Source organism: Paenibacillus sp. Soil766 (genome assembly GCF_001428105.1).
Classification (GTDB): Bacteria; Bacillota; Bacilli; order Paenibacillales; family NBRC-103111; genus Paenibacillus_E.
In genome coordinates this window covers 122,835-143,044 of record NZ_LMSJ01000017.1, presented here as the reverse complement: position 1 = coordinate 143,044, position 20,210 = coordinate 122,835, and the positions used below count along the sequence as shown (strand labels likewise).

Below are 20,210 nucleotides of genomic sequence, written 5' to 3'. Positions count from 1 at the left end.
GGCTATTTGTCTCCAGATAAGTTTGAATCACAGTTTTACAAACAACAGAAACTGATTTCTTAGCTTTTTTTGTGTCCACTCTATTGACTCAGATACAAAAAGGGCGCTAAAGCCGCCCGAAGTGTGCCGAGGTGAGGTAATAACGCCCGAAAAGGGCGTTAAAGCGCTGACCACACCGCCGAAGATGCGCGATTGGGCCCGATAAGGCCCAAAAAGGGCGCTAAAGCCGCCCGGAGTGCGCCGAGGTGAGGCAATAACGCCCGAAAAGGGCGTTAAAGCACTGACCACACCGCCGAAGATGCGCGATTGGGCCGAATAAGGCCCAAAAAGGGCGTTAAAGCCGCCCGGAGTGTGCCGAGGTGAGGCAATAACGTCCGAAAAGGGCGTTATTACCCTGGCAGCACCGCCCAATCGGCGCGATTACGCCGGCAATACCGAGCAGCTGTAATAATTCAACAGAAGGGGAGTGGGAAGCATGGATGTGAAAGAAGCGATTCGCCAGCGGCGCAGTATTGGGAAACTCAAGCAGGATCCGATCGAGTACGCGTTGATTGAAGAGATCTTAGAAGCTGCAGTTTGGGCACCGAATCATGCGAATACGGAACCTTGGCGGTTCTGGGTAATGTCGGGTGAAGGCAGGAAGCTTTTGGGACGGGGGTATGCCGAAGTCGCCATTGCGGAAGCAAAGTCAGGTGCAGATGCGGCACTGTCTGAGGAAGAAGAAGAGCAATTACGCAGTAGCAATGAGAAGAAAGCGTTTCGAGCTCCGCTCGTGATTGCTGTAGCTGTCTCCCCGTCGGAGAAGCCCGTCGTACCCGTGATTGAGGAATACGCGGCCGTTCACTGCGCTGTACAGAATATGATGCTAGCTGCACATGCCCTAGGTTTGGGTTCCATTTGGCGGACTGGCGATCCCACGTACCATCCGAAAATGCAAGAGAACTTCGGTCTCTCCGGTAAAGAAGAGATGGTCGGCTTTATTTACATCGGTTACCCGGAAGTCATTCCAACGAAGGCAGCGCGTGTTCCATTTGCCTTGAAAACACAATGGGTAACAGAGTAACTATCTCTCGGAAGAGGACGAATTTCGATCGAATAGCGGAGCTGCGTTCCGAAACGATCCTATGCCTACAAAAAAAGCTCGCCCCCTCATGGGAGCGAGCTTTTTCGATTAGTTCTTCAGCGCAACCGCAATCCTTGCGGCGGTCTGCGCGTTGTGATACACGAGCGCGATGTTCGTCTCCAGGCTGCGCCCTTCCGTTAGCTGCTTAATCCGCGCTAGCAAGAAAGGCGTGACCTTCTTTCCGGTCACGTTCTGCTCTTTGGCCTCATTCAGCGCCTGCTGGATGACGCCCTCGATCTCGACATGGTCCATAGCGGACTCCGCTGGGACCGGGTTGGCGATGACGGCGCCGCCGCTCAGACCCAGCTCCCACTTCGTGCGGAGCATTGCGGCCACGTCAGCCGCCTCATCGAGGCGGAAGTCTACGCCGTAGCCGCTCTCGCGGGCGTAGAAGGAAGGGAACTCGCTCGTCTTGTAACCAACCACGGGCACGCCGTGGGTTTCCAAGTACTCGAGCGTACGCCCAATGTCGAGGATCGATTTCACGCCGGCGCAGACGACAGCGACGTTGGTCGCCGCGAGCTCCGTCAAATCAGCGGAGATATCCATGGAGCTTTCTCCCTCGCGGTGGACACCGCCAATACCACCGGTAGCGAACACTTCGATGCCAGCGAGGGCAGCGCCGATCATCGTCGCAGACACCGTGGTCGCGCCGATTTTGCCAGAGGAGAGGATGTAGGGGAAGTCGCGGCGGCTTACTTTTTCCACATGCCCATTCGTTGCAAAAGCTTCAAGCTCCTGCTCGTTTAAGCCAATCTTGATCTTGCCATCCATGATGCCGATTGTTGCCGGAACAGCGCCGTTATCGCGGATAATTTGTTCCACTTTTTTCGCCATTTCAATGTTTTGCGGGTAAGGCATACCGTGAGAAATAATCGTCGTTTCCAACGCTACGACGGGTTTATTGTTCGCGAGAGCTTCCTTGACTTCATCGGTAAAAGTTAAATATGAGTTAGATAACATGGGTTAATCTCCTTTAGTCATAGTGTTTATCGTAAGTTGCAAGCGTTCCTCGTTCAGCTCGCTGGACGTGGATTGACTAGTTTGAAGCGTAATATGCGCAGCAGCAAGACCGAATTCACAGGATTTCAGATACGAATGTTGTTGGGTAACGCCATAGACAAGGCCAGCCAAGAAAGCATCGCCCGCACCAGTAACCTCGACCACCTGAGTTGGAATGGGGGGGAAGAGATGTTCGCCGTCTTCACCTGAATAGAAAACCCCGTGGCTTCCGAGCGTAATGAAAACATGCTTCACACCACGCTCGCGAATGGTCCCAGCAATTTTCGAGTGGTTTGGCTCTACATAGAACATATCAATGACGTCCTGATTCATGGATAGCGGTGTATGGGTTAGTTGTATGGCCTCTTCTAAATTGGGGGTAATCGCCGTTACACCAGTAAGATCAGTCGGAAGCTTCTTCGATTTCTCCGAGGAAACTGGATCAATGAAGAGGGGGATATTCTCCTCCTGACATCGACGGATCAGCTCCTCCAAGGTTTCGCTAGGTAGATTCGTATCTGCAATCACGAGCTTGGCAGCGGCAATATGAGACCATTTATCCCGAAGCATCGCTGGTGAAAATTTATCGTAGATATCCATATTGGCAAAAGCGAGAAACATCTCACCCGAAGTATCGAGAAGTGCTGTGTATGATCCCGTATTCTCGCCATTTAATACGATGGCTTGGCTGACGTCGACGCCTCGGCGCTTCGTTTCCTCCAGTACCCATTGACCTGCTTTATCGTCGCCAACCACAGTTAGGAGTGCTGTTTGACAAGCTAACCCTGCCAAAGCATCCGCGATGTTGCGAGCTACGCCGCCACAAGATTCGGTTACCGTGACAGGATTAGATGAAGCTAGGCGGATCGCATGTTTGCTAGTGGCTTTACTGTCGAGATTGGCTCCGCCGATGCAGACAATCATATGTTCATCGGAGGTGACATAGGCTCTGCCGCGAATCGTTCCCTTTTTGGTCAATGAGGCAATATAACCAGCGACCGCGGATCGGGAGATGCCGATGATACCTGCCATTTCATGCTGGGAAATGAACGGATTTTGACGGATAAGCGCTAAGATTTGCTGTTCACGATCCATGCAAAGTTCCCCTCCTTTGTCGTTCTCTTCTCATTTTAACGCACAGTAAAACAAAAGTCTATTTAACAAACAAATGTCTTTGGAGGGCATGACAAAAAGCCCGTCCCAAAGGAACTAGGCTTCTTAAAAGGCCCAAAACAAACCACTATTATTCCGAATACGAAGATCTGGAACGAGATCCTAATCCAAGCAACCCGAGTAGGCCTAATAAACCGAGGTAGCTATACCAAGGTCTCGATTTATCTTTTGGCGTAGCAGCGACGGATTGAGCTTGCAGGGTAGTCACATTTAACGCCGTTGGCGGTGTAATCCCATAAGCGGCAGCGTAGCCGTTCAAATTGGCAGAGGGGAGTAAACTTGTTTCCGCCCCTGGCATACCAAAGGGATTGGTTTGATACATCGTGGCAGGGCCGCTCTTTAAATGCTGCAGATTGTCTGTCTGTGACATCTGTGCATTGTGATCATGGGCATGCAGCCGATATTGATGAGCACCAAGCAGAAGCGAAAAAGTAAGGAAAGAAATCGAAGCTAATTTGAAAGAGCGAACCATTATTCCATGCCTCCAGGTACTTAGTAGATAGGGGTCATTCAGTGTAAGTAAGCATATATTCCCCTGCGAATGAGAAGTTATGCATGGAGATTGAAGCGATACCGGGGCAGACGTCGTACATAGAAAAAGAACCGTTGCCTCCTAATAACTAGGAAGACAACGGTTCTGGGGCAGCTTACTTACTTCGTGACGGTTACTTGAACCGTAGTTTTCATATTGCCATAAGAAATGGTAATACGGGCAGTTCCTTTGCCGGTTGCTTTGATAATGCCATCCTTAACGTCTGCGGTCATGATGTTGGATGTTGTCCATAATGCTGGTTTGGTGACATCATCCTCAGATCCATCCGTATAGGTTGCTATAGCTTCTACTTTGGCCGTTTCGCCTTCCTTCAGCGTAAGCTTAACGACATTGGTTTTCAAATATTTCAAGGTGTCGATTTCGACAGGAATGGATACGGTTTTACCACCAAAGTAACCAGTGATGGTTGTTTTTCCTGAAGCTGTCGCTGTGAAAAGACCTTTTTCAACAGTACCTAGTTTATACGAAGAAACTTTCCAAGTTGCACTATCCGTGACGTCTTTCGTTGTACCATCGGACAAAGTCGCTGTTAATTTCAGTTGCGTTTCAGAACCACTTTTCGTTACAAAAAAGGATTTGTTCGCTGTTAAGCTATCAATCACACCGATTTCTACGGGAACAGAGATTGATTTACCGCCATAAGTTGCTGTAATGGTTGCTTTACCGCGGGAAACTGGTGTAACAAGACCCTTAGATACGGTAGCAATGCCTGTATTGCTGGATTTCCATTCTACATCGTTCGTAACTAAAACATCTTCACCGTCGTCATCTGTTGCTGTAATTTTGATCAATCTCGTTTCATTTAAATCAAAAATCAAGCTAGCGACATTGGCTTTCAACTCACTAGCCATATCCACTTTTACTGGAATCGTAACTGTTTTGTTGTCCAGTTGAGCGGTAATCGTCGTTTCGCCGGACGCGATGGCTTTTACGACACCATTGTCAATAGTAGCTGCTTTAACATTACTACTTGTCCAAATGACATCCGTAGTTACAGGTTTCTTGGTATCATCGGTATACACCGCTTCGGCGGTTAGGGTTACCGTATCGCCCTTTTTCATGGTCAATTTCTCTTGGCTGATCGTAAGAGTCTTCAACTCGCCTACCGAAACTTGTACAGTTGCTTTACGCGTACCATATTCAGCAGTCACCGTAGCAGCCCCCGTAGCAATACCCGTAATGATACCGTCACGAACCTCAACAATATCTTTGTTGCTTGTTGTCCATTTGGTTTTGTCATTCAGTTCATCATCCGTGCGCCCTTTGAAATTCGCAGTCATTGTGACCGTAGTAGAGTCTCCGACTTGCATATTCACTATTTTCTTGTCAAGTAGGATGGTGGTAGGGACGTCAACTTCGACTCTGGTTGTCGTCGTTTTGCCGCCATAGGTAGCAGTGACATTAACAACACCAGCTTTATATGGTGTGATAAGTCCATTCGTTACCGTAGCGATATTTTCATTATCTACGCTCCATACGGCTCTATCTTTTACGAGATTGTCTGTTGAGCCATCTGCATACGTTGCAAATAACTCGAGTTGCTGAGTTTCATCTGTTTTCATGGTAACGAGCTCGCTGCTCACGACCAATCGACGTGGAACCTCAACGTCAACTTTCGCTGTGACTGTTTTATCCCCATACTTCGCAGAGATCGTTGCTTCGCCAATAGCGTTACCGATGAGCTTGCCTTTGGTTACAGTAACGATACTCTCATCACTAGAAGTCCATTCTGCACGCTCCGAAATATCTGTAGGTGTAGTGCTTGTTGGATAGGTAGCGTTAAGCTTTAAGGTGCCTGTCCCATTTTTCTTTAGCAAAATACTTTGTTTATCTAACTCAAGTTTCACCGTGCTATCCACATCAACCGTAATTGTCGTTGATTTGGTACCGTAGGTAGCAGTTAACGTCGCTTTCCCTACGCTGTATCCGGTAATTGTCCCTTTAATGGCATCTGCAACCTCTGGCTTGTCTGAGGTCCATACCGCTTTAGTTGCTACGTTATCTTTCGTGCCATCCGGGTATGTCGCTGTTAATTCAAGCACGGTAGTCCCCTTTAGAAGTAAGGAAACATTCGATTTTTCTGCGTCAAGACGACGTACAACCTCGACATCGACATCCAGAACGATCGATTGATTCATATGTGATACCGTGATGGTCGTGCTTCCTGGGTTCTGTCCTTTAACTAGACCATTCGTCACCGTAGCGACAGAGCTGGATCCGACTGTGTAATCTGCTTTACTTGTTACATCTGCAGAAGTACCGTCGTCATAGTAAGCTGTTATCAGCACTTGACTCGTTCCATTGAGACGAAGATCGAGGTCTTGCTTATCGGTGGTTAACGATTTCACCTTTTTGGTAACCGTTACGTTAACGATGACAGTCTCTCCAAGATAGGTGGCCGTAATGACGGCTTTACCTTCTTTTTTGGCTGTCACGACACCTGCGTAGACAGTTGCTACATCGGTTGTGCCGGAGTTCCAATCGGTTTTGACCGTTGCATTTTCTGTGGAGCCAGTTGTGTAAACGGCCGTTGCTGTCAGATTAGCTGTATCGCCAACCTGCAAGTTAAGCTCATTTTTGTTCAGAACCAACTTTGAAATGTCATTCGCGGCGAAAGCATTTCCGGTGAACATAGCCTGACTTGCTAGTATGAAAATGACGACTAGGGACAACCATTTACTTTGAGAAAACCATTTCATGCTTCATTTCCCTCCATTAAAGCTGTTGCTAGAATCTGCTTGATGAAAATAGATATCTATTTTCATCGGCATTTCTTCGCGAAAAATGAAGGGAAATCATGGATTTAATTGCTGAAAGTTTACTGAATATGTCGAAAAAAAGAAAACCCCGGTTTTCACGCGCTTGCGGGGATTCAAGGTTTAACCGCGTTTTACAATTTTGAAATTGTCTTCAAGCAGCAGCCAGTTCTGCGGGAATTTGAGTCCAAGCTTCCAATAGCTGATGCCACGTAGTCCCAGCTCTTCGATTAAATGAAATTTAGCCTGAATTGAGCGAGCGTCCTCGAACCAGACAGTGTGCTCTTTACCCGCGTCATCCCAATAGTTGAAATGCGGTGCTTGGGCGGTGTAGTCATATAGAATTTGTGCGTTATATTTGCGGGCCAGGTCAATAGCTGCCTGCGGCGAAATCGCTTTGGCGTAGGCGCCTCCTTGGACAAAGGGCAGCGTCCAGTCGTACCCGTACAAATTTTGACCCATCATGATTTTGGATGAGGGCATTTCACTGCGTGCGTACTCCAACACTTTGCGAACAGGTCCAATAGGGGAAACGGCCATAGGCGGTCCGCCGCTGTAGCCCCATTCATAGGTCATGATGATGACAAAATCGACAATTTGGCCATGGGCTTTATAATCATGAGCTTCATACCAAGCGCCAGCTTGTGTTGCACTTGTTTTGGGCGCGAGCGCGGTGGATACGAGATAGCCTTTCCGATGGAAGCGAGCTACTGCTTTGCGCAGAAATTTGTTATACGCCTCACGATCAGCAGGGAGCAGATGTTCAATGTCAAAATGGATATCTTTAAACCCAAGCTTATCCGCTGTCGTTTCGATGGTATCGAGCAAACGATTCTGAACAGCTTCGTCGGTTAGAATGACATGCCCAAGTTCTGCGCTGAATTGATCATTCTCGAGGTTGGTGACGACCATCATGAGGGTGACGCCATGCTGTGTAGCGATTGCTCGCAAATCGTTAAGTGGCGGATTGACCAAGGTTCCATCTCGGTTAATCCGGAAGCTGAAGGGAGCTAAGTAAGTCAAATGTGGTGCGGCTTCGCGGGCAGCTTGAACGAGAACAGGTGACACATCCGTGCCTCTAGGCTCGATATAGGCATTGACTTCAGCTTGTTTGCGCGGGGTAGGGGGAATATATAATCGGAAACCGCTGGGTAATGTTTGATATAACGTAAGTCCATTGGTAGATGCGAGTACGTTGAGGTCAATGCCGAGCTTCTGGGCGATCCGATAAAGTCCCTCACCAGGCTGTACCCAATAGTAGGAGCCAACAATCGGAATCACTAATGCCTGTCCGATGACTAGCGATTGAGAGGGAGTTAACTCATTCGCCTCTGCCACCTCTTCGACGGATACACCGTAGGTTTGCGAAATACGATACAACGTTTGCCCCTTCTGGACAACGTGAATTTGCATAGGTTATGCCTCCTTGAAAAAAAATGACCGAGCCGCCCTACATGGTAGTCTCAGTGGCTGAAACTCGCTAAAGCGCAACTGAGACACCCAAAGTGGGAGGCTCAGGAGATGGGGAGTCGGAAATGACTGTATCCGAGCCTGCTTTTCGATAAAACTAACCTCTTAACCGTGGTCGCTCATCCCTGGAATGGCCGCGTCAAAGGTTTTCTCATATGTTATTCCGCTAATGGGCTTTAGGTGAATGTCTTGGAGGCAACTAAGGGGAAAAAGATAAAGGGCTCGCCTCTGAATGCAAACGGATGAGGTAGAGAGCTTGGTTACAGCCCTTGCTGCCGAAGCAGCTGGGCTGTCAGCTCTGGATGCGAGATCGGGAAATGGTGCGCTGCCTCGATCTCGACCACGCGGGCGGAGCGAAGCTCCTCCGCCAAGGCCCAAGTGCGATCCTGGGTGCCCCACAGGATCGAAGCCCTCCGTAGCAGCTCCGCCTGCTGCTGCGGAGGTAACACCTCTGCGCGTGCCAGCGCAGAGAGGGTCTCGGCAGTCGTCTTCCGCACACGCGGCGACTGCAGTTCTTGCAGGACATAAGTGACATACGAAGTCGGTATGTCACTTATGTCCACGAAGCAGCGCTGCGCTAGCAGCTGCTTCCGCAGGTCTTTCTCGCGCAGCCGGCGCAGCGCGAGATGGTTGAGACGCGCGCTGCGGTACATGCGCGCGGCCGGTTGCAGGGCAGGCTGCAGCAGATGCAGCCTGTGGATCCGCTCCGGCACGCGGGCGTAGGCGTGGGCGGCCAGGAGGCCGCCCAGCGAGTGGCCGACGAGCGTGACCGGTCTGTCGAAGGCGCGGATCGCCTCGACGAGCGCAGCGATGTGGCCCTCCATCACGTCGGCAGCGTGATGGTAGGGCGAACGCCCGAAGCCTGGCAGATCGACCAGGCAGACGTCGTGCTCTGGGAACTGCGCCGCCAGAGGGAGCAGGCAATCCGCTCCGCTTAGCGTGCCGTGCACGAAGAGGAGGGTGGATTTTGGCTGAATGGAGGTGTCGCTCCTTAGCAAACCCTCTTCCGTTGTACGCCGCCCAGCTCCACTTCGCTCCAGACTAGCCAAAGGCCCGCGCTTCCCCCTTACAAACCCCTCCGTAGGCATATGACCATGCCCAAGCTGGAAATCAAGATCTGCAATTGTGAAAGGCAGCATCTCACCAAGAACCTTATTCGTGAGTTTATGTTTGTGCAGCAAGCTTTCTTTCGGTTCAAGCGGAAAACGAGTGTTCGTTTTCACGATAAATTCAAGGGATTCTTTGGGAATGCCTAACTTTTGTCCTAGCGATGTACCTAAAAGCGTACTGAGCCACTTTGGCGAGATGGATCCATGAGGTGTACTGACACGCAACTCTTTGGCGATCATGAAAACTAGCTCCTTCATAGAAGGGCTCACATTGGGATCATCCAACAAATAGTAGGTTTGCGTAGATGGTGGAGAAGCTTCTTTTGTTAATAAATGAATGAAGGAGGCGACATGATCGACATGGACAAGCGGTAACCAATGTGTAGAACCGCCAGGTACGATAGACATTAAGCCGCGCGCCGTAGCTCGGACAAGAATGCCGAGACCGCCTGTCTGAGGCGTTTCTCCATGCAGCGAGCTGCCGATGACCACGCTGGGATGAACGATGGAAAGGGGGAATCCCAGTTCCTGAGCGCCTTCCCGAATACGCAAATCCGCGAGGCATTTCATCAGCTCATACGGCGGACCTTGTTCTAAATGTGCGATGATGGGAGCGGGATTGTGTCTGTTTTCGTCTGTCCAGGGGCTTTTGAACCCGACCACATGGATAAAATGCTTTAATCCTCCGCGCAGCTGAATGTCCGCAGCCAATTGCAGCATTTCCTCTGCAGCTTGCAGGAAAACTTTCCTCGCCTCTGCCTCGCTGATCCGAATATCCATCGGCCCGCCCGCATGGATAACTACATCTGCGCTCAAGACCTCTTCCCTATCAGCGTGACTCAAGCCAAGGCCGGGCATGCCCAAATCGCCAATGACAGGGCGGATGCGGCTGTTTGTATCAGTGCTATCTGACCAACCGAGCCCCTTGCAAATGTGCTCCCATCTCGAACGTGACCGCACGAGCACAGACACCGTGTGATTCTCTTGGGAAAGTTGCGCTAACGTATGAGTTCCGATAAAGCCTGTGCCACCAGTCATAAAAATATGTGCCAAATGAATAACCTCCATCTTGTGATTTTATAGTACTGTTTAGTACTAATTGTGTGTAAAAAAATTACTTTAGCAAATAGGCTAAAGTAGTAAGTGTTTGACCCAGCAAAGCTGGATCTTGATTCGCATGCTGTAGAAATAGAGCGCCTTCGAGCGTTGAAACGATAAGCCCTGCGACAGCTTTGGTAGAAAGAGTAGGAGAGAACTCTCCTTTGCGCACACCTTCTAGAAGCAGATCTTCTACGAGGTGCATTTGGTCCTGAAAAAACAACCCCACTTTCCGTCTCAGTTCATCCGCCTCTTGCGGCATCTGGGTATACAGCGTGAGGAAAGGGCAGCCGGCTAAGAAGCTGGTTTCTGGGCCTGCCATGCCTTGTAAGAAAAGATCGAAACGCTCCTGTACACATAGGTCTGAACGGGCTGCGATCTCTTGCATTTGCTGTGTGTAGGCCCCAATAAGCTGATCGAGAATCGCGGCTAAGAGCTCATCCTTGCTTTTGAAATAATAGTAAATATTCGTCTTAGACACCTTGCTGGTGATCACGATTTCGTCCATACTCGTCGCCAAATAGCCTTGAGTCAGAAAGAGATTCCTAGCGGTCAGGAGTACAACATCACGATTGGTTATTTTTTTTGTCTTTGTCATGAATAGTACTATACAGTACTAAATTAGTGATGTCAATTTGTTCCATGTCATATGGGCAGAAGGGCATCCACCAGCAATGGGCTGTAGTCATGTTTCTCACACTTACAGCCAGGGGTTGGAGAGGTGTTGTTAGATCTGTGTGCGAGAAAGTGAATTTATATTTAGTCTTAGGATCAGGTACTATAGAAAAATAGTACTATTTGGAAAAGGGGCAGCACCATATACTGAGTATCAAGAGCAAGTCATTCATAACGTTGCTTGGCAACGATAGGGGGATTTTAATATGATGAATCAGCGGAAACGGAACACGGCAGCGTTTACTTTTATGGCATGGGCCTCCTTTATTGGAGCTTTCGTAGCAATGTTTATTGGGATATATACACTTGAGGAATCGCTTAGCGTGAAAGGGTATTTCGCGGTGTGTGCACTGTTTCTCACCATGTCAGCATTCGTGCTGCAGAAGGTCATTCGAGATAATTTGGAGGATGGGTATGAGTCTCGCAAACGGAATACATCGGCTTTTACCTTCTTAGCGTGGAGTTCATTTGGTTTAGCCTTGCTGGGGATGTTCATCGGGATCATTAATCTGGAGCAGTTGCTATCGGTTAAAGGGTACTACGCCGTCACGGCTTTGTTCCTGACCATGTCCTCATTTGTTCTGCAAAAAACAGTCCGTGATAATAACGATGACGATGCGCTAATTGCTGTGCAGCACGTACATGCATCACCTCATGCAAATGAGATTAAAGTGGAAGATTAGTAACAACTCAAAACTCATCTAGCCAATATAGAAAATATTGCCAACCTCCCAATCATCTAGTAATCTATGAATGGGAGGGATTTGGTATGACTGGGAAAATAAGTAAAGCAATCTCTGCGTTCATGTTAATAAGCTGTCTTGGGTTCACAGTTCCCGTGTGGGGGGCTGAGCAAACTGTCACTAAGCCCGGCGGGATCACGTATGAGATGCAGGATATTGAGGTGCAATATGCGGCATCTTTTACCGCTTATCCTGTAGGAAACACGGCTAAACCAACGGTGACGACATCTGTTTATGATGCTGTTTATAGCAACGCCGCTAAGCCTCTGCAAGTGCTGTACGGTGTGGTCAAGTTGACCAATATGCTGGGTAACTTCATGACAGAGGAATTCATCAGCGTTTCGGATGGTGTGAACAGTGCTCGCGGATTATCCAACGGGTTTGGCCCTATCTATAATTCAAATATGCGAATAATAGGGCGGGAGACCGAGTTCTATACAGGTAAAAAGCTGGCCGAAAAAAGTGTCGTAAAGGATTACTCCGATGGCGTGAAAGCAATCAAGCTATCTCGTGAGTGGGATGCATTTGGCAACCCGATAAGGTTTGGCATTCGCTTCAATGGACAATTCAAGACAGAGTCGGATCCGTTCTTTCAAAAGCTTACGGAGACCTCTTATGAGATTGACCTCACTACGCTTCGCTATGTAGGTAAGAATCAGGTGGTGCAACCGTGATGAGAACTATGTTTAAAAAGCTTTCCATGACGACAATAAGCATTATGCTCGTTTCGATACTCTTTGTTGCCGCAGGAGCTTGGGCTGCGGACGCTGGGGTGAAGCACACGGCTGAAGCCGACAGTTTGAACAAGCTGCAGCTGTTCCAAGGCACGGATCGCGGCTACGAGCTCGACCAGACGCTAACACGGGCGCAAGGCGCCACGATGCTGCTGCGTCTGTTCGGCTGGGAGGCCGCCGCCGCGAATGCGCAAGGGCTGAGCTCGCCGTTCACGGATGTGCCGGCGACGCACTGGGCCGCGAAGTCCGTTGGCTTCGCGTTTAGTAAAGCGTTGGTGCACGGTGTCACCGACGTGCACTTTGCACCGGATGCGAGCATCACCGGCGAGCAGTTCTTGGCGCTGACGCTGCGCGCGCTTGGCTATGCAGAGGCAGAGCCGCAGATGGCCAGCGAGCTTGCGGCGACAAGCGGCTTGCTCAGCGCGAGTGAGGCGCAGCAGATCGCGCAAGGCGCGGTGTTTCGCCGCGACGAGATGGTTGCGGTGGCGTATCGCGCCATCCAGACCAAGCTCAAGGGCAGCACGCGCACGCTGTTGCAGAAGCTGGTCGAGGATGACAAAGCCGTGAGCGCCGAGGCCGCGGTGGCTAGCGGGCTTTATAAGACACCGAGCACAGATCCGATGGATCAGATCGAAGCAGCGATTCGTGATGCACTGAAATAGTAGAGCCAGCAATTTAGGCTGCATCAGTATAGATGCATATAAAAAATCCCGCCTCAGCTGTATGGCTGAAGCGGGTTTTTTTGCTTGGTCGCTCATGGTTCGGAGCTCATCTGCTTCCATTGGATGTCCGTCTGGGGCAACTTGCTCGTACTGGAAAATCTACAGCTATTTCCCATCTATTCCGCTAGTTTCGAAGAATAGATGGCAAATCTACAGTTAAAAATGCCGATATCGTCGATTTCAAGCCAATGTGGCAATTTTAGCAGCCTATTTTCCAGTTATTTCAATGAAATTGGCAATTTGTGCAGAAATAACTACATGAAATCCAGCTAATCCAACTTGTTAGTTATTCTAATTGTTTCAGCACAAGTTCAGCTACCTACCATGTATTTCAACGCGGAAACCTGCGAGTGGAGGAAATAAAGGTGGAAGGTAGCACTACTATACTCATTCAGGCGATTCCTAGCATTTCAATTAATGGAGGACATCCCATTATACTTTAGTTAATTCATTTCGGTCGGGTGATAAAGGAGTTTGTTCCAACCAATGATTTTTTACCATTAGTTTAGCCCCGGCTTCAGCATAGAGACCGATTTCAGCGATCAGACTACCATATTCGACATGAATATCATGACGCTGGCTTCCAGATAATGATGCTCCATAATTAAAGACTCCCAATGCATTCAACCCATTAACATGAAAAAGCATTAACTTTTCTGAAAATGGAGATTCTTTCGAATCCATAACATCATGGTCCCAGGTCATTGGAGCAGGCAAATCTTCTTTTAGAAGTGTACTACTTAAGACTTCAAGGTGTTTTGCAGCTATATCCTTGCCGCGATTAAAATATTTTTTAATTTCATCAGATGTAGTCACTTGACTGAAACCCATTATGAGGGCTTTACCTAGGGCATTTGATTGTATATTCGAATATAAATGCGTGATTTCCAAAGCATTTAGAGGGCGGACATGACCTAAAAAACCGTTAAAAAAACCCTTCGATTCAACAAACTCAACGTCATGGGGAACCGTAATATAAGGTGGACGTATAAAAACACCTTTGGATAAGGATACGTCTGCGACTTTATTGTATAGTTCCGTCAAAGATATAATACACCCCGATATGAAATCACGTACATCTGAACGAGCGATGTTAGGTAATGCGATGGTATATAAACTGAATCCGCTTTTTGTAGTTTGATGGATATAATTCAAAAAGAAGGTATCAGAATATAATCTCGGAGCATTAAGATTTACATCCTTATCCGTAAACCCAACTGGAACGGGGAACTTCTCATTATTAAAAATTTCTGTTACAGTCGAAACATTTTTCTTAGACAAAGAAAGTGCATATTCCAACACTTCTTTGGAGTCACACATTGTATTTTTAGTTCTCTTTGGTTATACCGGTGATACTTCACCTATAAGAAAAGGGCCTCCTTCAAGTAGAAATTATCTACCTTGGGGCAGACCATTTTTTTTCGTGAAAATCTTGTCATACGATCATCGGAGCGCCAAAAACGAATTAGTGTTCCCTTACGGACATATTTGATTGTATTTTCTTAATGATTTCTAAAAACTGATTGGCATATCCAATAGATTCATTAGCTTCATCACAGCGGTTGGCGAAATAAAAAGGTGTTTCAGCAATGGTGTAATGGAAGCATACAAAAATCCCGCGCCAGCCCAATGGCTGAAGCGGGATTTTCAGTGATAAACAAATTAAGCGTTAAGTAAATATTGATTCACAGTAGCTTTGATCAATTCTAAACGGCCGGATTGGTTCACGATTGGTCCGTTGTTCTCAAGTGCATAAGCTTCAAGGGACTTGAAGTCTGCTTTGCCAGACACGATGTCTGCGCCGATACCGGACTTGAAGGAACCGTAGCGCGTATCAAGGATGTTATCGAATACTTTATCTTCGATCAATTTAGCTGCAACTTGCAAGCCGCGAGCGAATGCGTCCATACCAGCGATGTGTGCATACACAACGTCGATAGGCTCGAAGGAAGTACGGCGAACCTTCGCATCGAAGTTCACGCCGCCACGACCGATGCCGCCTTCGTTCAAAAGAATTTCGTACATCGCCATCGTTGTCGCGTACAAGTCAGTTGGGAACTCATCTGTATCCCAACCTAGCAGCAAGTCGCCTTGGTTCGCATCGATGGAGCCAAGGATGCCGTTAACGCGGGCTACACGAAGCTCGTGCTCGAACGTGTGACCAGCAAGTGTTGCATGGTTAGCTTCAAGGTTTAATTTGAAGTAAGGAAGCAAGTCGTATTTTTGCAAGAACGAAAGAGTTGTCGCTGCATCGAAATCGTATTGGTGCTTGGAAGGCTCTTTCGGTTTAGGCTCGATTAGGAATTGACCAGTGTAGCCGATTTCTTTGGCATAAGCTACAGCCATGTGAAGGAAACGAGCAAGGTTGTCGAGCTCAAGACCAAGATCCGTGTTCAAAAGCGTTTCGTAACCTTCACGCCCACCCCAGAACACGTAGTTTTCAGAGCCAAGCTCTTTCGCGTGATCCAAAGCTTTCTTCACTTGTGCAGCTGCGTAAGCAAAAACTTCTGCATTGTTGGAAGTAGCAGCCCCGTGAACGAAGCGCGGGTTCGTGAACATGTTCGCTGTGTTCCATAGAAGCTTTTTGCCTGTGGAAGCCATTTTGTCTTTGATCAAACCAACGATTTCATCGAGGTTGGCATTGGTTTCTTGCAGGGTGTTGCCTTCAGGCGCGATATCGCGATCGTGGAATGCGAAGTAGTCGACACCTAGAATGTTTAGAAGCTCGAAGCAAGCGTCAACGCGAGCTTTCGCCAGCTCTAAGCCGAAGTATTTGTCCCAAGCACGGATGTTAGTGCCAGCGCCGAATGGGTCGGAACCATTAGCAGAGAAAGAATGCCAGTAAGCGACTGCGAAACGCATATGCTCACGCATTGTTTTGCCTAGAATAACTTGATCTGGATTGTAAAATTTAAAGGAAAGTGGGTTCGTGGATGTCGGGCCCTCGTATTTAACTTGTTGAACATTGTCAAAGTAGCTCATGAATTCAGCCTCCGTATAAATGAATGATAAGTGCTTATGAAGGTATCATAGCATCATTCCGAAAGTTTGTAAATTCATTAAACAAACTTAGTTGGTGCACGAAAAAGTCTTCTATGTTAGAATCATTTCCATAGCGACGATTCGCAGCATTTGTAAGCGGTATGGAGGATAATTATGAAACAAACAGGCGACTTAAACCTTGTGAAAAAGATAAATAAAACAATCGTCTTGCATCATATTCGCACGGATTCACCGATCTCACGTGCTAGAATCGCTGAGATTACAGGGCTGACGAAAGCGACGGTGTCCAGTCTCGTGAATGAACTCATCGAAAGCTCCCTCGCCCAGGAGATCGGTGTAGGAGAGTCAAGCGGCGGACGCAAGCCAATGATGCTGTTGTTTAACGGAACGGCGGGATATGCGATTGGCGTTGATCTCGGTGTGCATGATATGTTGGCTGTTCTTACCGACTTAACGGGGAAAGTGATTCGCGAGAAACGGATCCAGCATCACAATGAATCTGTGAATCAAGTTACGCAGCTACTCAAAATGACGATCCGCGAGTTAATTGAAACAGCTCCGGAGAGCGTTTATGGCGTTATTGGTATCGGTCTCGGAGTGCCAGGTATCGTTGATGAGGAGGGCAATTTGTTGTTTGCCCCGAATCTAGGCTGGGAGAATGTGCCGATGCAGAGCCAGCTCGAAGCTGAATTCGGACTTCCGGTTGTGATTGATAATGAAGCGAACGCTGGGGCAGTTGGTGAGAAGCAATTCGGCGCAGGTAAAGAAACCGCGAATCTGATTTATGTGTCCATCGGCATGGGTATCGGTGCGGGCATTATTATTAAAAATGAGCTGTACCGCGGCGCCACCGGTTTCTCCGGTGAGATTGGCCACATCTCGATTCAGCATGATGGTCCGAAGTGCCGCTGCGGAAGTTTAGGCTGCTGGGAGTTATATGCATCAGAGCATGCGTTGCTGGAACAAGCAGAGAGAGAATTAGGGCACGAAGTCGACCTAGCGTCTTTGTTAACAAAAGCGGAGAGTGGCGACGCAGGGGTCATCAAGCTTTTTGAACGGCTGGGGTACTACCTTGGGGTCGGTGTTGTGAACATCATTAACGGGTATAATCCGGAGTTTATTATTCTGGGCGGCCGATTGGCCGGTGGGGAGAAGTGGCTGATGAGGCCGCTTTTGGATCTGCTAGAGAAACGCTCGCTACCGCATCCGCGCAAGCAATTGAAGGTGGAATTTTCGGAGCTTCGCGATCGGTCTACTGTGCTTGGTGCGGCGTCTTTTGCGGTGACGAAGTTCTTTGCTTCGACAACGGTGTCGGTTGAACGGAGCTAATTAAGTTAAAAATGAGGAAAAAATGACATAACATGGCTTGTAAAATTGTTGACTGAATCTCTGTCTATTTTGTAAAATGGGAAAGGTCTGGTTTAGAACATGAACGGCCTCATGAATCCCATAGAAAAGGACGGGAACCAACGATGTTTCTTCGTTCACTTATTATTTGCTGTTATCTGATGGGAGCTTATTGGGCATCCTATCACTTTCCATCGATGAAGATGGTCTTCTACCCAACGCTGGGCGCATTTAGTTTCTTATTCATGCATCGTGTAGACAACATCAGAGAAATACGTCGTATTATTATCGGAGCCATTATTGCGGTAACGATGGGCAGTCTTTTTTATTCCATTAGTACGGGAGCTGTTTCCTTTTTCCTGACAGCCCTTGTGACGATCACATTAATTCAGTTTTTCAAATGGAATGCGGCGCCAATCCTAGCGGTTTCATTCATCCCTTATTTCGCTCATCCGGTCTCCATGTGGGCATTGCCGATTGCAGTTCTCGTGTCGCTTACTGGTTTACTGGTATCCATTTGGCTGATTGGCAAGGTCGAGCAATTGAGTTGGTACGTAAGCTTATCGGGCAAATTAACTCAGGTACGTTTGTTCATTCGGACACCTTTCGAGCCATTGAAAAAAGAAGTATAGTCGTGTTCAAGACATCCATTAAGCGATTAGCCCATAAGTGCTATCGCTTTTTCTCGTTAAAGGAGATACGCAGATGAAATTGCATAAGGGAGAAATCCTGTTCCACCAAGGTGAGAGGGGTTCTCTATTCAAGCTACATTCGGGTCTGCTGAAAATTGTCCGTTCACATGAAGATGGTAACACCACACTGGTGAATATCATCGTTCCTGGCGAGACGATTCCGCATCATTCCCTGATTAGTCCAAGTGTCTACTATGCAACGGCGATTGCGCTAGTGACAAGTGAGGTTGAAGTGCTGCCAGCAGAGCGCTGGTATAAGGACTTGGAGGGCAATCCAGATCACTTTCGCACCATTGCGCGCCAATTACAGGAGAAGCTGCGCATGATGCAGCAGAGGATTGATCAGCTAACAGCAGTTGCTCCAGCGGCTAAATTGTTGAAAATGGAGGCATGGTTTCAAACGTATATTGGTACTTTGAAGCTGACGGACGTGCTTACCCAAGAGGAAATAGGGCAGTTCATTGGGCTTCGCCGAGAAACGGTGAATCGGCTGTTACGGGAAAAAGGGAGAAAGAGCTAGAAAGAGCTAGAAATAGCTAGAAAGAGATAGCTTGGGAAAAGCAGCGAAATTACCTGTATAAAATCCAGCTAAGTGCCTTTTTCGCTCAAAATGAGCTCAATTAGATGGACAAATTACAGTTACTTGGGTTCTCAATCCTGTGAAGGGATCCATGGTACTACCCAGATGCCATCAAAATAAAACGGCCCTGTCGCATCATGCGAACAGAGCCGTTTTTCATATGAGTCTGAGAAACTTGCAGGCGAATGTCCTGGATGTTCTTAGGAAAGCGCACCTGAAGGGCCGAAGAATTCGTAATGGCGGTCGGATTCCGGAACCCCCCACGCGATGAGCGATTGGTTCACGGTTTTCATGAACGGTACAGGACCACAGAAGTAAAAGCTGCCGTCCACTGACGGAACAAGGCTTTGGATCCATGGTAGATCTAAATAGCCCTCTTTGTGGTAAGACTGCTCACTGTTATCGGCAGCTGTCGGTTGCGCGTAGCACCAAGCAATTGTGACTTGAGGATGCTTCTCAGCGAGTTGTTCGACTTCGTTACGGAGAGCGTGATGTTGACCATTTTGAGCAGCATGGATAAAAGTAACCTGCCGGTTCGGCTGCGTGGTGACGAGTGAATGCAGCATACTCACCATTGGAGTGAGTCCGACACCGCCGCTGAGAAGTGTAACAGGTCGTGTATCCGCTTGATCTAGTGTAAAGTCACCTGCTGGTGCAGAGAGCCATAGAACATCTCCCTCTTGAACCTGATTGTGTAAAAAGACAGATACTTTGCCCGCGGGAACAGCCGGGTTGGTGTCTTCGCGTTTAACCGAGATCCGGTAGAACTGTTGTCCAGATGCATGGGAGAGGCTGTATTGCCGAATATGTGTGTAGGCATCGCCGGGTATTTGGACACGAACACTGACATACTGTCCAGCTTCAAAGGCAGCAATCGGACCTTGATCCTGCGGTGTTAGGTAAAATGAGGTGATGACGTCGCTTTCTCTGTCTTTACGAGCGATGACGAAAGGTCTGAAATCGGACCATCCCCCAGGCTGCAGAGCGGAATTCGTGTACATATCCGACTCTATCCCAATGAATGCACTAGCAATGACCCCATAGGCTTCCGCCCAAGCTCCGAGAATGTCGTCCGTCGCTGCGTCGCCGAGTACATCTTTAATCGCACCTAGCAAATGTTCCCCAACGATGGGATATTGCTCGGGTTTAACACCCAAACTGCGATGTTTATGGGCAATTTGTTTAACGGCTGGCAGGATCATTTCCAATCGATCAATATGCTTCGCTGCCGCATAAACGGCATTCGCTAAGGCTGTCTGCTGCCGGCCTTGCTTTTGATTGGCGTGATTGAACAGATGTAAAAGTTCGGGGTGAGACGTGAATAGTTTGTCATAGAAACGTTTGGTTATCGCAACACCATGAACTTCTAATACAGGCACGGTGGATTTAATGATACGGATGGTTTGTTCGCTTAACATATCGGATCATCT

General features: G+C 48.2%; 17 protein-coding genes and 1 pseudogene. 8 read left to right on the top strand and 10 right to left on the bottom strand.

Going from position 1 to position 20,210, the window contains the following annotated elements; translation table 11 throughout:
• Positions 1-475 precede the first annotated feature (475 nt).
• Positions 476-1,063: a nitroreductase gene (locus tag ASG89_RS14585; protein WP_057311440.1), complete on the top strand. Its 588-nt coding sequence runs from the start codon at positions 476-478 to the stop codon at positions 1,061-1,063.
• 108 nt (positions 1,064-1,171) lie between these two features.
• Here the strand turns inward: ASG89_RS14585 and ASG89_RS14580 are convergent, their stop codons facing one another.
• The 7 genes from ASG89_RS14580 to ASG89_RS14550 all read right to left on the bottom strand — a co-directional run bounded on the left by ASG89_RS14580 (position 1,172) and on the right by ASG89_RS14550 (position 10,882).
• On the bottom strand, positions 1,172-2,086 hold the full coding sequence (locus ASG89_RS14580) for a pseudouridine-5'-phosphate glycosidase (RefSeq protein WP_057311439.1): 915 nt from the start codon (positions 2,084-2,086) through the stop codon (positions 1,172-1,174).
• Positions 2,087-2,089: 3 nt separating this feature from the next.
• Positions 2,090-3,220 carry a carbohydrate kinase gene (locus ASG89_RS14575; RefSeq protein WP_057311438.1) on the bottom strand — a complete coding sequence of 377 codons (1,131 nt, stop codon included), beginning with the start codon at positions 3,218-3,220 and terminating at the stop codon, positions 2,090-2,092.
• 148 nt (positions 3,221-3,368) lie between these two features.
• Positions 3,369-3,770, bottom strand: a complete 402-nt coding sequence (locus ASG89_RS14570; protein WP_057311437.1) for a hypothetical protein — start codon at positions 3,768-3,770, stop codon at positions 3,369-3,371.
• Positions 3,771-3,949: 179 nt separating this feature from the next.
• Positions 3,950-6,550 carry an Ig-like domain-containing protein gene (locus tag ASG89_RS14565; protein ID WP_057311436.1) on the bottom strand — a complete coding sequence of 867 codons (2,601 nt, stop codon included), beginning with the start codon at positions 6,548-6,550 and terminating at the stop codon, positions 3,950-3,952.
• Positions 6,551-6,730: 180 nt separating this feature from the next.
• Positions 6,731-8,020, bottom strand: a complete 1,290-nt coding sequence (locus ASG89_RS14560) for a glycoside hydrolase family 18 protein (protein WP_057311435.1) — start codon at positions 8,018-8,020, stop codon at positions 6,731-6,733.
• A 317-nt stretch (positions 8,021-8,337) separates the two neighbouring features.
• A complete protein-coding gene (locus tag ASG89_RS14555) occupies positions 8,338-10,239 on the bottom strand; it encodes an alpha/beta fold hydrolase (protein WP_057311434.1) in 1,902 nt (633 codons plus the stop codon).
• A gap of 61 nt (positions 10,240-10,300) precedes the next feature.
• A complete protein-coding gene (locus ASG89_RS14550) occupies positions 10,301-10,882 on the bottom strand; it encodes a TetR/AcrR family transcriptional regulator (RefSeq protein ID WP_057311433.1) in 582 nt (193 codons plus the stop codon).
• A gap of 286 nt (positions 10,883-11,168) precedes the next feature.
• Here ASG89_RS14550 and ASG89_RS38465 point away from each other — a divergent pair.
• The 4 genes and pseudogenes from ASG89_RS38465 to ASG89_RS14535 form a co-directional block, all read left to right on the top strand.
• Positions 11,169-11,387: pseudogene (locus ASG89_RS38465) on the top strand (YiaA/YiaB family inner membrane protein); the annotation flags it as partial.
• Positions 11,361-11,642: a YiaA/YiaB family inner membrane protein gene (locus ASG89_RS38460; RefSeq protein WP_321166507.1), complete on the top strand. Its 282-nt coding sequence runs from the start codon at positions 11,361-11,363 to the stop codon at positions 11,640-11,642. The pseudogene ASG89_RS38465 and the gene ASG89_RS38460, both read left to right, overlap by 27 nt.
• 86 nt (positions 11,643-11,728) lie before the next feature.
• Positions 11,729-12,376 (top strand): hypothetical protein, encoded by a 648-nt coding sequence (locus ASG89_RS14540; RefSeq protein ID WP_057311432.1) that lies wholly within the window; start codon positions 11,729-11,731, stop codon positions 12,374-12,376.
• Positions 12,377-12,384: 8 nt separating this feature from the next.
• Positions 12,385-13,098 (top strand): S-layer homology domain-containing protein, encoded by a 714-nt coding sequence (locus tag ASG89_RS14535; protein ID WP_235549762.1) that lies wholly within the window; start codon positions 12,385-12,387, stop codon positions 13,096-13,098.
• A 492-nt stretch (positions 13,099-13,590) separates the two neighbouring features.
• On the opposite strand, the gene ASG89_RS14530 is transcribed toward ASG89_RS14535, so the two are convergent.
• Both ASG89_RS14530 and xylA read right to left on the bottom strand, forming a co-directional pair.
• Complete coding sequence (locus tag ASG89_RS14530; RefSeq protein WP_057311430.1) at positions 13,591-14,478, bottom strand: DUF3231 family protein; 888 nt, start codon at positions 14,476-14,478, stop codon at positions 13,591-13,593.
• Positions 14,479-14,820: 342 nt separating this feature from the next.
• Complete coding sequence (gene xylA, locus ASG89_RS14525) at positions 14,821-16,140, bottom strand: xylose isomerase (RefSeq protein ID WP_057311429.1); 1,320 nt, start codon at positions 16,138-16,140, stop codon at positions 14,821-14,823.
• A gap of 174 nt (positions 16,141-16,314) precedes the next feature.
• Here xylA and ASG89_RS14520 point away from each other — a divergent pair, with 174 nt between their 5' ends.
• From ASG89_RS14520 to ASG89_RS14510, 3 genes are all read left to right on the top strand, one after another.
• Entirely contained in the window at positions 16,315-17,490 is a 1,176-nt protein-coding gene (locus tag ASG89_RS14520) for an ROK family transcriptional regulator (protein WP_057311428.1), read from the top strand.
• Positions 17,491-17,633: 143 nt separating this feature from the next.
• Positions 17,634-18,140: an HPP family protein gene (locus tag ASG89_RS14515; RefSeq protein WP_057311427.1), complete on the top strand. Its 507-nt coding sequence runs from the start codon at positions 17,634-17,636 to the stop codon at positions 18,138-18,140.
• Positions 18,141-18,213: 73 nt separating this feature from the next.
• Complete coding sequence (locus ASG89_RS14510) at positions 18,214-18,720, top strand: Crp/Fnr family transcriptional regulator (RefSeq protein WP_057311426.1); 507 nt, start codon at positions 18,214-18,216, stop codon at positions 18,718-18,720.
• Positions 18,721-18,980: 260 nt separating this feature from the next.
• Here ASG89_RS14510 and hmpA read toward each other — a convergent pair whose 3' ends face one another.
• Positions 18,981-20,198 carry an NO-inducible flavohemoprotein gene (hmpA, locus tag ASG89_RS14505; protein ID WP_057311425.1) on the bottom strand — a complete coding sequence of 406 codons (1,218 nt, stop codon included), beginning with the start codon at positions 20,196-20,198 and terminating at the stop codon, positions 18,981-18,983.
• Positions 20,199-20,210: the final 12 nt, after the last annotated feature.

Excerpts from the sequence above, each read along its gene's own strand:
- ASG89_RS14575 (WP_057311438.1), bottom strand. The coding sequence starts at position 3,220 with ATGGATCGTGAACAGCAAATCTTAGCGCTTATCCGTCAAAATCCGTTC.
- ASG89_RS14565 (WP_057311436.1), bottom strand. The coding sequence starts at position 6,550 with ATGAAATGGTTTTCTCAAAGTAAATGGTTGTCCCTAGTCGTCATTTTC.
- ASG89_RS14550 (WP_057311433.1), bottom strand. The coding sequence starts at position 10,882 with ATGACAAAGACAAAAAAAATAACCAATCGTGATGTTGTACTCCTGACC.
- ASG89_RS14540 (WP_057311432.1), top strand. The coding sequence starts at position 11,729 with ATGACTGGGAAAATAAGTAAAGCAATCTCTGCGTTCATGTTAATAAGC.
- hmpA (WP_057311425.1), bottom strand. The coding sequence starts at position 20,198 with ATGTTAAGCGAACAAACCATCCGTATCATTAAATCCACCGTGCCTGTA.
- ASG89_RS14560 (WP_057311435.1), bottom strand. The coding sequence starts at position 8,020 with ATGCAAATTCACGTTGTCCAGAAGGGGCAAACGTTGTATCGTATTTCG.
- ASG89_RS14570 (WP_057311437.1), bottom strand. The coding sequence starts at position 3,770 with ATGGTTCGCTCTTTCAAATTAGCTTCGATTTCTTTCCTTACTTTTTCG.
- ASG89_RS14510 (WP_057311426.1), top strand. The coding sequence starts at position 18,214 with ATGAAATTGCATAAGGGAGAAATCCTGTTCCACCAAGGTGAGAGGGGT.
- ASG89_RS14535 (WP_235549762.1), top strand. The coding sequence starts at position 12,385 with ATGTTTAAAAAGCTTTCCATGACGACAATAAGCATTATGCTCGTTTCG.
- ASG89_RS14530 (WP_057311430.1), bottom strand. The coding sequence starts at position 14,478 with ATGTGTGACTCCAAAGAAGTGTTGGAATATGCACTTTCTTTGTCTAAG.
- xylA (WP_057311429.1), bottom strand. The coding sequence starts at position 16,140 with ATGAGCTACTTTGACAATGTTCAACAAGTTAAATACGAGGGCCCGACA.
- ASG89_RS14515 (WP_057311427.1), top strand. The coding sequence starts at position 17,634 with ATGTTTCTTCGTTCACTTATTATTTGCTGTTATCTGATGGGAGCTTAT.
- ASG89_RS14585 (WP_057311440.1), top strand. The coding sequence starts at position 476 with ATGGATGTGAAAGAAGCGATTCGCCAGCGGCGCAGTATTGGGAAACTC.
- ASG89_RS14580 (WP_057311439.1), bottom strand. The coding sequence starts at position 2,086 with ATGTTATCTAACTCATATTTAACTTTTACCGATGAAGTCAAGGAAGCT.
- ASG89_RS14520 (WP_057311428.1), top strand. The coding sequence starts at position 16,315 with ATGAAACAAACAGGCGACTTAAACCTTGTGAAAAAGATAAATAAAACA.